The sequence below is a fragment of the Vibrio sp. WZ-1 genome (genome assembly GCF_052037695.1).
Lineage (GTDB): Bacteria > Pseudomonadota > Gammaproteobacteria > Enterobacterales > Vibrionaceae > Vibrio.
In genome coordinates, this window is sequence record NZ_JBQEQR010000066.1 from 144072 (window position 1) to 159011 (window position 14940).

Below are 14940 nucleotides of genomic sequence, written 5' to 3' on the forward strand. Positions count from 1 at the left end.
TGTGAGAAATTAAATCACGCGAGAGAATTGCTGCTGACGCGCTTTTGCTCGTAGGTACTTATCGAAGCACATACAAATATTGCGAATCAGCAAACGACCACGGAGCGTCACACGAATTTCGCTATCATCGACTTCCACTAACTCATCGTTAATGAATGTCTGTAGAAGCTGAAGATCTTCTTGGAAGTATTGATTAAACTTCACGCCAAATTCTGATTCGATCGCAGTCTTGTCTAATTTGAAATTACAGATAAGTTGCTTGATCACTTCACGGCGTAGCAAATCATCCGAGTCCAGAGAAACCCCTTTCCACAGCGCATGACGCAGGTCATTCACTTGTGCGTAGTACTTCTTCAGCTCTTTCTGGTTTTGCGCATACGCATCACCAATCATCGAGATAGCAGAAACACCGAAGCCCACTAAATCACACTCACCTTGCGTAGTGTAACCTTGGAAGTTGCGGTGCAAAATACCTTCACGCTGAGCAACTGCCAGCTCGTCATCCGGTTTGGCAAAATGGTCCATACCGATGAACTGGTAGCCCGCACCCGTTAGCGTAGCGATGGTGTCTTGCAGAATTGCCATCTTCTCATCTGCTTTGGGTAGGTCTTCGTCTTTAATCTTACGCTGTGCAGCGAATAGTTGAGGCATGTGCGCGTAGTTAAACACGGACAAACGACCCGGCTGCATTTCCAGCACTTGCTCTAGTGTCTTAGCAAAAGACGCCTTAGTTTGCTTCGGTAAGCCGTAGATCAAATCAAGGTTGGTAGAGCGGAAGCCAAGTTCTTTCGCTCGCGCTACCATTGCAAAGATGAATTCCTCATCTTGTTCACGGTTCACTAGCTGCTGTACTTCTTTATTGAAGTCCTGCACACCGATACTCAAACGGTTAAAGCCTTCGCCACGAAGATGATCCAGCATGGTTAGCTCGATTTCACGTGGGTCGACTTCAATACTGATTTCCGCATCAGCGCTGAAAGAGAATTCTTGACGCAGCAAGTTCATCACACGCGTGATTTGCTTTTCAGATAGGAAAGTTGGTGTACCACCACCAAAGTGCAGTTGAGTCACTGTGCGCTCACCCAGCAACGACGCACGTTGACGGATTTCGTGCTCAAGTACATCTAGGTATTCGTCAGCTTTGTGCGAATGGCGAGTAATCACTTTATTACAGCCACAGTAATAGCAAAGCTTATGACAGAACGGAATATGAACGTACAGTGATAACGGACGGTCTGGGTATTGAGTGCATGCCATATCGTAGTCCGAAATGGTGAATGCCTCATGAAACTCCAGTGCCGTTGGGTACGAGGTGTAACGCGGACCGGAATAGTTGTACTTATCCAATACCGCTTGGTCCCAGACGATTTGCTGTTTCGATTCAATATGTTGATTCGACATGGTGGTACTTTCCGTTAGATGCTAGGGAGACGAAAGCCGTCACCCGATATTCAGAAACCGCTATTTTGCCATACCATAATGGCAACTACGGTAACCGCTGGCGGCTTTTTAAGTATAAAACCAAAGAAGTGCTAGCGTGATCACGTACCCCCATAACGATAAGGAAACCGTTGGGGGTATGAATTAGATCATCTGAATATTGATTTGGTTATTCAGTGGCTGAACGTTTTTCTGCAACACTTTGAGTTCTTCTATGATCGTATCCGTTAAGCGCTGTTCTGCTTTATGACGATCTAGATTTTGTTGCATACGTTCTTTCTTCGCAAGTTGCTGTCGGTCTTCACCGCGCGCCATATCTTTTACAATATGGTAAAGCTCAGAAATAGCAGGATATGTAGCGTCAAAATCAATGCGGTCTTCACCTTGAACATAGTCCATGATGTTATAAACACGAATGCTGATTTCCGACAAATCACACTGACCTTGAATGCCTGCTAGACACAAGGTATACACGTTTTCAAAAATGTTGGCATTACGCTTATCAATCGCCAACTTTTGATGCTTCAGCTGCAATTCCTTTTGCTTTTTCAATTGAAGCAGAAGGTAACCTGCATAAGAAGCTAGCGCGATAATAATCACTGCACCTGCAATCGCTAATAAGGTTACGTTCATGGATTAATTATCCTTTGTAGTCGTCGAAGTTAATATCATCGAAGTCTGCAAGTAGATCGTCATCGTTACGAGTACCCTTCGCTGCTGGTGCAGTAAAGTCTTCCTCTTCTTCCGGCTCTAGCAGACCAAGTTGATCCATCAGCTTCTCGATACGGTCAAGCTTCTCGTCTACGTATTTCTGTAGACCCGTACCTAGGTTTTCGCCCGCTTCAATACGATCCAACAATACGTTCAATTGCGCATCGTTTTCTAGCATCTCTAGCTCTTGCTCAGCCGATAGACGACGCTCTTGCTTCGTCATCTTCTTAGCAGGCTCGACAATCAGAGGAATTTTCTTCTTGCTACCCAAACGAGGATCGCGATTTTGTGCAGCAGACTGCTTCTTCTGCTCATTCACTTCTGAGTTGCGGCTGCCTGTCTTCAAGCCTTTACGCTTTTTCGCGCGCTTGCGCAGACGACCTTCAACATCTGATTCTGTACGGTTACGAGTTACAACAAACTCAGGTGCGCCAGAGGCACCCGGCTTTCTTGATTTCTTTTTACGGCTCATTACTGGGTCTTCCTCAGTAAAATTACATCATTACCAATAAATTCAAGTTCGAGCTTATCCCGCTCAGCTAGGAACTGGAACGTGTCACGGCTAAAGAACACCACATGCGTTGGGTCATTCTTATAATGCCATGTCCGAAAGGCTTCTACGTCGATAACCATTTTGGTCATCAGGCCTATCCAGCCACCAGGCTTAACTAAATTCAACCATTGCATCCACACCATCTCTGGGTGGTAGAGGTGTTCGATCACCTCTGTTGCTGTCATGAAGTCGTACTGCTTTTCCAACACACCAGTATCTGGGTGATAGTAAAGATCGTACAACGCCATGTTGTGCCCCGCTTCTTCTAGCATTAAGGAAAGCGTTGGGCCCGGACCACAACCAAAGTCGATTCCGTTCGATTGTGGTGAAATTCGCTCTGCGATTGGATCAGCAATACGCGATAAAAACCGTCGATATCCCGTATCTTCGGGGTTGTTTTCATGCAGATCATAGTGAGCTTTTTCGGTTTTCGCATCCAAACGTTGGTCTGGATTAACAAATACCAAACTACACTGCTCACACTGAAGATACTCGCGTTGCTTGTCTTCAAAAAAGTGGTGAGTGCGCTGATTCTGGCATAAAGGACAGGTGTGCATGCTGACTTCCTCAAACAGGGATGCGAAACATACCAGAAAGTGGACTCAGATTGGAGTGTTACTGGATACTTTTTCAGCAGTTTTTGTTAAAAAAGTTTTTATCGGAATTGTCGATATAAAAAAAGCGACAGTTAAACTGTCGCTTTCTGAATGCCATTATAAATGGCGAAACTGTGTTGCACTCATTTGGTGCACCAAGAATCCTTTTGTTTTTCAAGCTTTCCCTGCCAAAAAGTGTTGTTCTTCATCTTCCTGATGAGTTTTGGCTATCCGTTAACTTCCTGTCTACTGAGCTACTTCCTGAGCTTGATCCGTTTCGCTGTCTTAACCGTTAGACTAGATGACCATCCATATCTGATAGGCTCCTTGCCTATCTAAGTCCCTTTTCCGACTATCAAACGTCCTTCGTTTGCGTCCTTGGAGACCTTATATCCATGGTCTAAATTCCTGAGATTCACTCCCTGTGAACAACTTCTACTTTACAGATTGGATAAAAACCGACAAGTCATAGAAAGAAATTATTGATAGGATTTTCTCTCCCAAAACAAATTACCCAACCTATCAACAACTTAAAACAAGAAGCGAGAAATCACATCGATCAAGTATGGCGAATGTCTCACAAAATACCGAGCTAACTACGCTTTTGGAGGGAAGTTCACGAGTGATCAAAATCACGAACAAAAATGCCCCAGCGAAAACGCTAGGGCATATTTGTATAACTGTGCTCGAACTTTGTAGGGGATTTAGTGCAGACCGCCAACGTATTTCGACAGAGTTTCGATATCTTCATCTGTCATTTTTTTCGCGATATCACGCATCATGGCGTTCATATCGTTTTCACGATTACCATCGCGGAATTTGATCAGCTGAGCTTTGATGTAGTCAGCGTGCTGACCAGAAATTTTAGGGAAACCTGAAAGCTCAGTGCCGTTACCACGAGGGCCGTGACATGCGATACATGCGGTTAAACCGCGCTCTGCATCACCAGCTGTGTACAGTGTTTTACCTTTAGCCACCACATCTTCTGGTGTTGACTGCTCTGAAATAGGCAGCGAGGCATAGTACGCAGAAAGATCAGCGATATCTGTATCGGTTAATGGCATAGCCATGCCACTCATAACCGGGTCGTAACGACCTTGTTTACCACCGCTTGTCATACCAAGCTTTAGATCTTTCAACTGCTTCTCAAGATACTTAGCGTGCTGACCTGCTAGTTTAGGGTACATTGCGATTGCACTGTTGCCATCTGCTCCATGACAGGCGACACAGGTTTGTGATTTTGCTTTACCAGCTTCAATACTACCTTGGGCCCATACTGAGCAGCTGGCTAAAAGACTCAAAATTAGCGCTAATTTCTTCATGACATTCCATTATAATTATCAAGCTTCCAGTACCACGGAATGTGAACATACCGTGTACACTCATGGTACAATAGGCGACCTTATGCCGAGCACGGTTATTTTACACAATTTCACAAAAAAGTAATCAATCGACTACACAAAGTCGAGATGGAGTTAACAGTGAGCGTAAAAATTCATTACCAAAACACGCATTTCATCACCAGCGCACCCGATATTCGTCACTTACCAGAGGACGAAGGTGTCGAAATTGCGTTTGCAGGACGCTCAAACGCTGGTAAATCGAGTGCACTTAACCGTCTAACTAACCAAAAGAGCTTAGCCAAGACATCAAAGACCCCTGGTCGTACTCAATTGATCAACCTTTTCAAAGTGGAAGAAGGTTGTCACATTGTTGATTTGCCTGGGTACGGTTTTGCTCAAGTTCCTGTTGAGATGAAAAATAAGTGGCAGAAATCATTAGGTGAATACCTGCAAAAACGCGAATGCCTAAAAGGCTTAGTGGTTCTGATGGACATTCGCCACCCAATGAAAGATCTCGACCAGCAAATGATCTTTTGGGCTATCGACAGCCGCATCCCTGTTCAAGTTCTTCTGACTAAAGCAGACAAACTGAAAAGCGGTGCTCGCAAACAAACGCTACTAAAAATCCGCAAGCAAGTGGAGACATTTGGTGGTGACGTATCAGTTGATGTGTTCTCTTCACTGAAAGGTCTGGGGGTCGATCAGCTGCGTGCCAAACTGGATACTTGGTTTGCACCAGCATTTGCACACTTGATTGAAGAAGACGAGCAAGATGCTCAAGAGAGCGGCGAAGAATAATTAACAAAATTTGTTAAAATTTTTCGACACAGCCCTGCCTTTTGGCGGGGCTTTTTTCTACCTGGAGGTAAAAGAGGTGAAATTCTGGCAATAAAAATCCCCACCTTCCTGGCAGGGATAACGGGAGAGAAAAATTGGTAATTATTGTTATGTGGCGAAGCATTACTGAACTGAGATTCGATTTCAATAGGTTAAAAAGCAATCTTATTTCCTGCCTCGAGCCAAACACTCCCACCCCAACCTTCCAATAACTTTAATATTCAGATAGTTAAGTCAGATGGAACATTAAAAATGCGTCACTTAGTTTCTTTCAAGAAAAAATAATAGTGTGACTGGTGTAAATTTACAGCATGAAGAACGCAATAAACTTGAAGGAAAAATCGAGACTTTGCAGTGACTTAGAAAGGTCAGAAGAGAAGGTTTTTGAGGGTTTAATTTAAATTACTGATCAAAAAGAAAAATTTTCTTTCGCCCAATAAAAAACGCCCCAGTCAAAAACTGACTGGGGCGGCTGAATCAGCCTAATCCAATAACGTGAAACAAAAGGTCTGAAAGATAGAACATCTTACCTCTGTACCCTACGAGAGATAATGTACAACAATTGGTCAGATTTGCAAAGAACTTTTGTAGTTTTTTTTCATGAATCTTTTATTAAGTAACAACAATTATCACAATCAAATCTCTTTTTTATTGGCGCAAAAAAGCCAGCGTTTGTGCGTTGGCTCATGTTTAATTGACAGAATTGATTTAAAAATGACTAATGTGCTTGATCCCAATTGTCACCATGGCCTGCATCAGCGACAAGAGGAACTTTCAGATCTGCCGCAGATTCCATCAAATTCTGTACTTTACTTTCAATTTCGGACAAAGACGTCTCTTCGACTTCAAACACCAATTCATCGTGCACTTGCATCAGAAGCTTCACTCGACCATTGCCTTCTTCTTGAATCCATTGATCAACAAGTAGCATCGCTTTCTTGATGATATCCGCTGCGGTGCCTTGCATCGGTGCGTTGATCGCTGCACGCTCTGCCGCTTTACGACGCATACCATTACGCGATTGGATTTCAGGCAGGTGCAGACGACGACCAAAGATAGTTTCTACATACCCTTGGGCAGAAGCAGCACTGCGCGTGTCTTCCATGTACTGCATCACGCCTGGGTAACGCTCGAAGTATTTGTCCATGTAAGCTTGTGCTTCACCACGCGGAATACCTAGCTGCTTCGCCAAACCAAATGCACTCATGCCGTAGATAAGGCCAAAGTTAACCGCTTTTGCGCGACGACGCTGCTCGCTTGAAACATCCTCAATTGCAACGCCCATGATTTCTGCAGCTGTTGCCGCGTGGATATCTTTACCATGGCGGAATGCGTCAAGCAGTGCTTGGTCATCCGATAAGTGCGCCATAATACGTAATTCAATCTGCGAGTAGTCAACAGCCAAGATCTTGTAGCCAGTCGGAGCAATAAATGCCTGGCGAATACGGCGACCTTCTTCGTTACGAATTGGGATGTTCTGCAAGTTAGGATCGGTCGATGATAGACGACCCGTTGCGGTTACCGCTTGATGGTAAGATGTGTGTACACGACCCGTTGATGGGTTAATCATCTTCGGTAATTTGTCAGTGTAAGTTGATTTTAGCTTCGCCAGACCACGGTATTCCAAAATCAGTTTTGGTAGTGGGTAGTCCAAAGCCAGCTCTTGCAGCACTTCTTCATTAGTAGAAGGTGTACCTGAAGGCGTCTTCTTAATAACCGGCAGACCCATTTTCTCAAATAGGATTGCTTGCAACTGCTTAGGCGAGTTCATGTTGAACTCTTGCTCTGCAATCTCGAATGCCTTTTGCTCAAGCTCTTCAAGACGAGCTGCGATTTCTACCGACTGTGCGCCTAACTTCATGTCATCAATCAGAACACCAGTACGTTCAATACGAGACAGAACCGGCACTAGTGGCATTTCAATCTCTTCGTAAACCGTTTTTAGCTTTTCATCTTGATCGATGTTGGCGGATAGACGGTTATGTAGACGAAGTGTCACGTCCGCGTCTTCTGCCGCGTATGGAGACGCTTCCTCAAGCTCAATTTGGTTGAAGGTTAGCTGGTTCTTACCTTTGCCTGCGATTTGCTCGAATGAAATGCAGCTGTGCTGTAGGAAGCGCAATGCCAAGCTATCCATATCGTGCTTGCCACCTACGCTGTTGTATACGTAAGACGCCAACATGGTGTCGTGCTTGATGCCTTTCATCTCAATACCGTAGCGAGCCAGCACAGAAGCGTCGTATTTTAGGTTCTGACCGACTTTCGCCTGAGCCTCATCTTCAAGAATCGGCTTTAGCTGTGCCAATACCCAATCACGATCCAGTTGCTGAGGCGCATCTAGATAGTCATGAGCAACTGGTACATAAGCAGCAATGCCTTCATCAATTGCAAATGACAAGCCAACCAAGTTTGCCACCATGTAATCTAGGCTGTCGGTTTCGGTATCAAACGCAAATAACTCAGACGCTTTTAGTTTGTCTAACCAAACATTAAATGAAGCTTCATCTAGGATGGTTTCGTATTGGCTACGGTCGATTCTTACCGCTGAGGTATCCATATCGGCTTTAGATGAAGCAGAGCCACCACGCGCCGCGCCAGTTGATTCATCCGCTTCAACCGCACCTGTGCCACCTTCTAATAGCTCATTCAACCAAGACTTAAACGTCAACTGACCGTACAGTTTGATCAGCTCATCTGTGCTTGGTTCTGCTTTTAGCAATGATTCTGGAGTCTCTTCCAGCTCCACATCCAGCTTGATGGTGGCAAGCTCGTAAGACAACATGGCATTGTCTTTGTTGTCGACTAGCTTCTTCGCCATGGTTTTCGAGCCACGGAAGCCAAGTGCTGCGATATCATCAAGGTTTTCGTACAGCTTTGTCAGACCGCCAATGCCCTGTAGCAGAGCCGTTGCGGTTTTATCACCCACACCCGGAACGCCAGGGATGTTATCAACTTTATCGCCCATCAACGCTAGGTAGTCGATGATCAATTCTGGTGGGATACCAAACTTCTCAACCACACCTTCGCGATCCATCACGACGTTGGTCATGGTGTTGATCAAGGTAACGTTGTCATCCACCAGCTGCGCCATATCTTTATCGCCAGTACTGATCAAAACAGGCATGCCTTGTTGCGATGCTTGGTACGCCAGAGTACCGATCACATCATCAGCCTCCACGCCAGGAATACAGATCAGTGGTAGGCCCATAGCACGAATCACGTTGTGCAGTGGTTCAATCTGGCAACGAAGATCGTCCGGCATTGGTGGACGGTTCGCTTTGTATTCTGGATACATATCGTCTCGGAAGGTTTTACCCTTCGCATCAAAAACCACTGCAATACGATCCGATGCAAACTGGCGCATCATGCTGCGTAGCATGTTCACTACACCGTAAACTGCGTTGGTTGGGATTTCACCGTTACTCATCGTGCCAGGGTAAGCGTGAAACGCGCGATATAGATAAGAAGAGCCGTCGATCAGAATCAACGGATTTTCAGGAATACTTGCCATAATTGTCTGTATCCAAATCAGTACTTAATAGATCTGCTTAGAATGCCATGACTGCTGATCCGAATCTATCTTGTTCGCTCGATCCAACTCTCGGAAATATCCCCGGTTCGTACAAACAAAAACCACTTAACTGTGGATAAGTCTGTTAGTAGAAGTTATCCACTGGTTTTCCTTATCCGTAAAAAAGCAAAAAAGATTAACTTAAGATGCTGTTTTTAAAAAATATATTTATGGAAAGATGAAAAGATCAACGATCCTAAAATGATCATGTTATGTGGAAAAGTTAAAAATGATGGCGTCAAATAGAAAAATTAGAAAAGAAAAAGCGACCCATATAGGGTCGCCTAGCAGAAGCGGTAAAGCTATTTTCCATTTGTATGGCAGCTTGACCAAGAAGCTATAAATTACACTGGAAGCAATGTGAGCAATGTCGTGTCAAAAAGAATTCGTGCAAGTTCTGGGAAAATTGTCTCATCACCTTCTCAACACCAGGTTAATTGGTAATTCAACGTCCTTGTGAACTTTCCTCATTCCCTAAGACATGATTAATAATAATGATTCTCATTTAATAATCAACAATTAAATGAGAAAAAATCTCATTTATTTTTATAGCGCCTTAATGAAATGCACTCGAGACTCACGTAAGTTAGATTTTTCTTCAAATTTTTCAATGATGTAGCCATTTCTTAGTAATAGGCGAAGCATGGCAGGAAATTGGTTACGTGATTTCACTTTTAAGGTTTTGTAGCCCTGCTCAGCGACCCATTCTTCTTGTGCTTCCAACAACATCTGCGCGACACCTTCATTACGCGCTTCTGGGGCCACGCCACCAAACCAGCTGTAGAAAGAGTGATCATCTAATTCATAACCAATTTTAAAGCCAAGGATCGCGCCCGCTTTCTCAGCCACTAAGATTAAACTTTTTTTATCTCCAAGGCGCTCCGCCATGGATCCAACCGTCTCACCACGAGCAAACTCGGTAACACGAGCCACCACTTGGATCGCATCTTCCAGCGTGCCTTCACGAATCAGCATTGTCATTTTTTACTCTCCAGAAATAAATATACCCAAGTAACTTCAGCCGTGTGTATTCCGTCTTGAGGGTACTTGGGTATATTCAGACCGACAACTATTGTCGGTCTGGCTTTTCTCATTGAGCGATAATTACTCGTCAGTCGCTTCTTGAGCCTTCACTAGGTGTTCCGCAGCTTGTGCATTTTCTTCCGCTAGCCACTCTGCTACGTCTTTCGCAAAGTAAGTCAGAATGCCATCAGCACCAGCACGTTTGAAGCAAAGCAAAGATTCCATCACGGTTTCACGCTCTTTTAGCCAACCATTCATGATGGCCGCTTTATGCATCGCATACTCACCAGAAACTTGGTAAGCGAACGTCGGTACCTGTAGCTCAGTCTTAACGCGGCGAACCACGTCAAGGTAAGGCATACCTGGCTTAACCATCACCATGTCCGCGCCTTCATTGATGTCGAGAGCCACTTCATGTAGCGCTTCATCGCTGTTCGCAGGATCCATTTGGTAGTTCTTCTTGTTGCCACCTTTTAGGTTCGATGCTGAGCCGACTGCATCACGGAATGGACCGTAGTAGTTTGATGCGTACTTCGCAGAGTAGGCCATGATTTGGGTATGGATGTGACCCGCTTCTTCTAGAGCTTCACGGATTTTACCAATGCGACCGTCCATCATGTCTGACGGAGCAACTACGTCTGCCCCCGCTTCTGCGTGAGACAGCGCTTGCTTTACAAGTACTTCGGTTGTTTCATCATTCATCACGTAGCCATCTTCATCGATGATGCCGTCTTGGCCGTGTGTAGTGAATGGGTCGAGTGCCACGTCTGTGATCACACCGATTTGAGGTACGTGCTCTTTTAATGCACGTACTGCGCGCTGAACCAAACCTTCAGGATTGTAGGCTTCAGCCGCACATAAGCTTTTAGCGTCTTGGTTTACGACAGGGAAAAGCGCGATTGCTGGTACGCCTAGGTTCGCTAGGTATTGTGCTTCTTCTAGCATTAAATCAATCGACAAACGCTCTACACCCGGCATCGATTCAACACTTTCACGACGATCTTTACCCATTAAAACAAACATTGGGTAAATCAGATCGTTTACTGAAACTTGGTTTTCAGCCATCAGACGACGACTAAAATCGTGCTTACGCATACGACGCATACGGCGTGCAGGGAATGGACCTTGAATTGATACAGACACCACTTTCTCCTTGTCTGGAAGGTTAAGATGATCAAATCATCTGGTGGCAAAATCATATCACTCTTGATGTACCTTGCGAGCAGCAATATGGAAAAACGGCATGAAAAAAACCGAAAATGACCCAGCACTCACACTCAAGTATACTTCTCACTAATTCCATATACCGATAAACCATAGAGACCAACGATGATCGATACTCACGCTCATATTTACGCTAGCGAATTTGATAACGACCGCGACGAGGTGGTGAAGCGCGCTTTAGAACAAGGCATCGATAGAATTCTGCTGCCAAACATCGATCTTGAATCTATTGAGCCGATGCTAAAAACCGAAGCAACTTACCCTGAGGTTTGTCGTTCAATGATGGGGCTACACCCTTGTTACGTGGACGGCAATGTGGAACAAACACTGGAAATCATTCGTGGCTGGTTTGATAAGCACAACTTCATTGCAGTGGGCGAAATCGGTATCGATCTTTACTGGGATAAAACTTTCCGCGCAGAGCAAGAGATGGCGTTTGTCACTCAGTTAAACTGGGCTAAAGAGATGGATTTACCTGTCGTTATCCATACACGTGACTCTATTGAAGAAACGCTGACCTTACTTCGTCAAGAACAAGACGGTCGCTTACGTGGTGTATTCCACTGTTTTGGCGGTAGCGTAGAAGAAGCGCAAGCGATCAACGAGCTTGGGTTCCACTTAGGTCTGGGTGGCGTATCTACGTTTAAAAATGGTGGTATGGATAAGGTCATCCCGCATCTGGATATGGACTGGGTAATTCTAGAAACAGACTGCCCATACCTAGCGCCTGTACCACATCGTGGTAAACGTAACGAGCCGGCTTATACTTCGTTGGTGGCAGCACGCGTAGCGGAATTGCTTGAAGTGCCAATCGAGGAAGTGGATCGCATCACCACTAATAATGCAGAAAAGTTGTTTGCTCTATCATAAGGCCATCTTTAGATAATCATATTGAAGCGGCAAACCGTTGACCGCTTCAGACAACCGACCAAACCTAGTAGTTCTTCACATAATCATACAGTTGGGTCGTTCTCGATTTAATTACGCTCGCTTTGTAATGGAATCGCGATAACCTTGAGGAAGTACCAAAGTTTTCTTGTACCCAATTAACATCAATAAACTCAAATTCTGCATCGCGATATTTAATCCACTGACGTTGTGATTGCTTTAAGTTATCAAATTCTTTTGAAGGTATTTTTTCTCTAGCCAAACCATAGGCGTTGTTCAATTCTGAATCCAGAAAATCCATATAGTTAGAGTATTTTGCCAACACATCAACACCTGTTGAATCTATTGCATTCAACTGACTCTCGTATTGACTCACAACTTCCAAATACCGTTGGGTATAATCAACAGCATCAGGGTTATCGATTGCAAAGCTAGAACTGGAAAAAAAGACAAAACAATAAGTCAGGATATATGTCATAAATTTCTTACCAACCACGATAAACTCCTTCCGTAAAAATCGTCCATTCACAAGCCCGGCGATTTATTAGACCTTTATTTGTCTTACCCTGAGATTTATTCCATGCCTTCCAAGCTTTTTCCAAACTTGGATAACTTGTTTTTGCTTCTGGGTTATTGATTAGTTTCAATGCACTCGACTCTTTAAAGCCACCTACGCCAATATTAAATGCAAAAATCACCATTGCATCAAACTGACTTTGCGAAACACTAACCTTCAGACTATTTCTGACTGCATCTTGAAATGGCTTAACATCCTTTGTGAACAGTAAATCTGCTTCCTTGGCATCAATTCCATTTTTATACTTATCCCAGTTAACTTGAGAGATTAAGTGTCCGTAACCTATTGTTGCCCCTTTATTCCAGTGCGAGATAGATTGGCCATTTTGATCATCGTATGGAAGAAGCTTTAATTGCTCTATTTTTTTAAGCAAATTCGCCCCTTTGATACTCAGTGTATACGAGGATTTCTGTGCACTATTTACACTTGGAGTTACACTTAAAAGTAATTCTTTTAGTTTTCGGTGACTCCTGCCATTGACATCAATTCGCCCATCAGGACGACTCATTCCAACTACTTTCTTCTGAAAAAGCTTAATAGCTTCCACGGTCTTTGACTTTGAAGGAGTTCGGCCCAATTTACCATCTATAGCTAGAGCTTTTAGTGCTAGTTTGTTTGGAGCTAATAAATTCAAGCTCTGTTGAACAGTTTTAATATCACTCGGTAAATTATGCCCTTGAATGCCTACAGATTTCAGTAATTTCACTATGCTACCCTCCTTGATATTCAGGAGATGCTAAAACACTTAGTTAACTGAGTCTGTCGCAAAACGTAGATGCTATGACCGTTTACAACTACCGAAATCGTTTTTTCGACGGTCTTCTAAATAATAGAGCTTTCTATTGCGTAACATTGTCAGCACTAACACCTCATTTCTCCTTCTTCCAATACGAAAAAACCCTGCTAAAAGCAGGGCTCTATATTCGATTAATGAAAGGCGCAGGCCTATAACCTCTAGCTTACTCTTCCACTTCTTCTTGTTCGTTGTCTTTACGTGTGTAGAAACGCGCGAAGAACAAACCCACCTCAAACAGCAAACACATCGGAATTGCGAGTAGTGTTTGCGAGATCATATCCGGCGGCGTCAGTAACATACCGACAATAAACGCACATACGATGATGTATGGACGTTTCTCTTTCAGCTCTTGTGGTGTGGTGGCACCAGTCCAACATAGCAAGATAATCGCTACAGGCACTTCAAACGCAATACCAAACGCCATAAACAGCGCCAGTACAAAATCGAGGTAACTCGAGATGTCGGTTGCGAACTCTACCCCACCAAGTGAGATAGCGGTAAAGAAGCCAAACACCAGCGGGAAGACCACGAAGTAGGCAAACGCCACACCGCAGTAGAAAAGCAGTGAGCTTGAAAACAGCAGTGGCATGATCAATCGACGCTCATGCTTGTACAAACCTGGCGCAACAAATGCCCAAACTTGGTACAAGATAAACGGCACCGCAATAAACACCGAAGCAATTAGCGTTAGCTTCAAAGGTGTGAAAAACGGTGAAGCCACATCGGTTGCGATCATCGTTGCACCTTCAGGTAAACGTTCTACCAAAGGTGCTGAAACAAACTCGTAGATGTGGTTAGAGAAGTAAATTAGCCCAACAAACACCACCAATACTGCGGCAATAGCTTTTAGCAGTCGGTTGCGAAGTTCCAATAAATGACTAATTAAAGGTTGTGTCTGCTCGACGGTAGACATGGCAAACCTCTTTTTTAAAACCTGATCAAAAAGGAGCTACCAATCACTAGTAGCTCCTCCTAATGAGACTATTCGGCTTTCTTATCTGCCGCTGTAACCTTAATCTCTTCCGCTTTCTCAACGGTTTCAGTCGCAGGTGCCTCTGGTTTAGGCTCCGCTTCTGATTTGGTTGGCTCCGCGTAAGGGCGGTTTACAGATTGCGCCGCTTTCTTCAACTCTTCGACTGAAGATTTCAGCTCAGGAGACAGATCATCCATCCCCATTTGCTCAGCTTTGCGCAAGTTTTCTTGCAGTTCTTGAACTTTCAGCTCGTGTGACAACTCGTCTTTGACGCTGTTTGCCATACTCTTCGCTGCTCCGACAAAACGAGAGACACTGCGGATGGCATGTGGCAAACGCTCGGGACCAAGAACAACCAGACCAACAACAGATATTAATACCAGTTCCCAAAAACCGATATCAAACACG

At 44.3% G+C, this 14940-nt stretch carries 15 protein-coding genes; 2 read left to right on the top strand and 13 right to left on the bottom strand.

Features of this window, described 5'->3' with window-relative positions; translation table 11 throughout:
• Window positions 1-9: 9 nt before the first annotated feature.
• The 5 genes from hemN to ACTS60_RS08885 all read right to left on the bottom strand — a co-directional run bounded on the left by hemN (window position 10) and on the right by ACTS60_RS08885 (window position 4622).
• Window positions 10-1401 carry an oxygen-independent coproporphyrinogen III oxidase gene (gene hemN / locus ACTS60_RS08865; RefSeq protein WP_440887943.1) on the bottom strand — a complete coding sequence of 464 codons (1392 nt, stop codon included), beginning with the start codon at window positions 1399-1401 and terminating at the stop codon, window positions 10-12.
• A 183-nt stretch (window positions 1402-1584) separates the two neighbouring features.
• Window positions 1585-2073: a DUF2489 domain-containing protein gene (locus ACTS60_RS08870; protein WP_440887944.1), complete on the bottom strand. Its 489-nt coding sequence runs from the start codon at window positions 2071-2073 to the stop codon at window positions 1585-1587.
• A 7-nt stretch (window positions 2074-2080) separates the two neighbouring features.
• Window positions 2081-2623 carry a Der GTPase-activating protein YihI gene (gene yihI, locus ACTS60_RS08875; RefSeq protein WP_440887945.1) on the bottom strand — a complete coding sequence of 181 codons (543 nt, stop codon included), beginning with the start codon at window positions 2621-2623 and terminating at the stop codon, window positions 2081-2083.
• On the bottom strand, window positions 2623-3261 hold the full coding sequence (locus tag ACTS60_RS08880) for a class I SAM-dependent methyltransferase (RefSeq protein WP_440887946.1): 639 nt from the start codon (window positions 3259-3261) through the stop codon (window positions 2623-2625). The genes yihI and ACTS60_RS08880 overlap by 1 nt, the downstream gene beginning before the upstream one ends.
• Before the next feature lie 743 nt (window positions 3262-4004).
• Window positions 4005-4622, bottom strand: a complete 618-nt coding sequence (locus ACTS60_RS08885; protein ID WP_010444943.1) for a c-type cytochrome — start codon at window positions 4620-4622, stop codon at window positions 4005-4007.
• Window positions 4623-4781: 159 nt separating this feature from the next.
• On the opposite strand from ACTS60_RS08885, the gene yihA reads away from it, so the two are divergent.
• The gene (yihA, locus tag ACTS60_RS08890; RefSeq protein ID WP_010444941.1) at window positions 4782-5441 is read left to right on the top strand and encodes a ribosome biogenesis GTP-binding protein YihA/YsxC; all 660 of its coding nucleotides are present in this window, start codon (window positions 4782-4784) and stop codon (window positions 5439-5441) included.
• Window positions 5442-5957: 516 nt separating this feature from the next.
• Here the strand turns inward: yihA and ACTS60_RS08895 are convergent.
• The 4 genes from ACTS60_RS08895 to hemB form a co-directional block, all read right to left on the bottom strand.
• On the bottom strand, window positions 5958-6005 hold the full coding sequence (locus ACTS60_RS08895; protein ID WP_438356636.1) for a hypothetical protein: 48 nt from the start codon (window positions 6003-6005) through the stop codon (window positions 5958-5960).
• Window positions 6006-6198: 193 nt separating this feature from the next.
• A complete protein-coding gene (gene polA, locus ACTS60_RS08900; protein ID WP_440887947.1) occupies window positions 6199-8991 on the bottom strand; it encodes a DNA polymerase I in 2793 nt (930 codons plus the stop codon).
• Window positions 8992-9597: 606 nt separating this feature from the next.
• Window positions 9598-10032: an N-acetyltransferase family protein gene (locus ACTS60_RS08905; protein ID WP_440887948.1), complete on the bottom strand. Its 435-nt coding sequence runs from the start codon at window positions 10030-10032 to the stop codon at window positions 9598-9600.
• Window positions 10033-10155: 123 nt separating this feature from the next.
• Window positions 10156-11217 (bottom strand): porphobilinogen synthase, encoded by a 1062-nt coding sequence (gene hemB / locus ACTS60_RS08910; protein WP_440887949.1) that lies wholly within the window; start codon window positions 11215-11217, stop codon window positions 10156-10158.
• 186 nt (window positions 11218-11403) lie between these two features.
• Here hemB and ACTS60_RS08915 point away from each other — a divergent pair, with 186 nt between their 5' ends.
• Complete coding sequence (locus tag ACTS60_RS08915) at window positions 11404-12168, top strand: TatD family hydrolase (protein WP_182026427.1); 765 nt, start codon at window positions 11404-11406, stop codon at window positions 12166-12168.
• A 64-nt stretch (window positions 12169-12232) separates the two neighbouring features.
• On the opposite strand, the gene ACTS60_RS08920 is transcribed toward ACTS60_RS08915, so the two are convergent.
• The 4 genes from ACTS60_RS08920 to tatB form a co-directional block, all read right to left on the bottom strand.
• Entirely contained in the window at window positions 12233-12682 is a 450-nt protein-coding gene (locus tag ACTS60_RS08920) for a lysozyme inhibitor LprI family protein (RefSeq protein ID WP_045386162.1), read from the bottom strand.
• A complete protein-coding gene (locus tag ACTS60_RS08925; RefSeq protein WP_206361397.1) occupies window positions 12672-13469 on the bottom strand; it encodes a glycoside hydrolase family protein in 798 nt (265 codons plus the stop codon). The genes ACTS60_RS08920 and ACTS60_RS08925 overlap by 11 nt, the downstream gene beginning before the upstream one ends.
• A gap of 253 nt (window positions 13470-13722) precedes the next feature.
• Entirely contained in the window at window positions 13723-14472 is a 750-nt protein-coding gene (gene tatC, locus ACTS60_RS08930; RefSeq protein ID WP_440887950.1) for a twin-arginine translocase subunit TatC, read from the bottom strand.
• A 68-nt stretch (window positions 14473-14540) separates the two neighbouring features.
• A complete protein-coding gene (gene tatB / locus ACTS60_RS08935; protein ID WP_440887951.1) occupies window positions 14541-14939 on the bottom strand; it encodes a Sec-independent protein translocase protein TatB in 399 nt (132 codons plus the stop codon).
• Window position 14940: the final 1 nt, after the last annotated feature.

What these genes read in the sequence shown, in the direction of transcription:
- ACTS60_RS08885 (WP_010444943.1), bottom strand. Translation starts at nt 4,622, where the DNA reads ATGAAGAAATTAGCGCTAATTTTGAGTCTTTTAGCCAGCTGCTCAGTA.
- polA (WP_440887947.1), bottom strand. Translation starts at nt 8,991, where the DNA reads ATGGCAAGTATTCCTGAAAATCCGTTGATTCTGATCGACGGCTCTTCT.
- ACTS60_RS08905 (WP_440887948.1), bottom strand. Translation starts at nt 10,032, where the DNA reads ATGACAATGCTGATTCGTGAAGGCACGCTGGAAGATGCGATCCAAGTG.
- yihI (WP_440887945.1), bottom strand. Translation starts at nt 2,623, where the DNA reads ATGAGCCGTAAAAAGAAATCAAGAAAGCCGGGTGCCTCTGGCGCACCT.
- tatC (WP_440887950.1), bottom strand. Translation starts at nt 14,472, where the DNA reads ATGTCTACCGTCGAGCAGACACAACCTTTAATTAGTCATTTATTGGAA.
- ACTS60_RS08915 (WP_182026427.1), top strand. Translation starts at nt 11,404, where the DNA reads ATGATCGATACTCACGCTCATATTTACGCTAGCGAATTTGATAACGAC.
- ACTS60_RS08880 (WP_440887946.1), bottom strand. Translation starts at nt 3,261, where the DNA reads ATGCACACCTGTCCTTTATGCCAGAATCAGCGCACTCACCACTTTTTT.
- ACTS60_RS08870 (WP_440887944.1), bottom strand. Translation starts at nt 2,073, where the DNA reads ATGAACGTAACCTTATTAGCGATTGCAGGTGCAGTGATTATTATCGCG.
- hemN (WP_440887943.1), bottom strand. Translation starts at nt 1,401, where the DNA reads ATGTCGAATCAACATATTGAATCGAAACAGCAAATCGTCTGGGACCAA.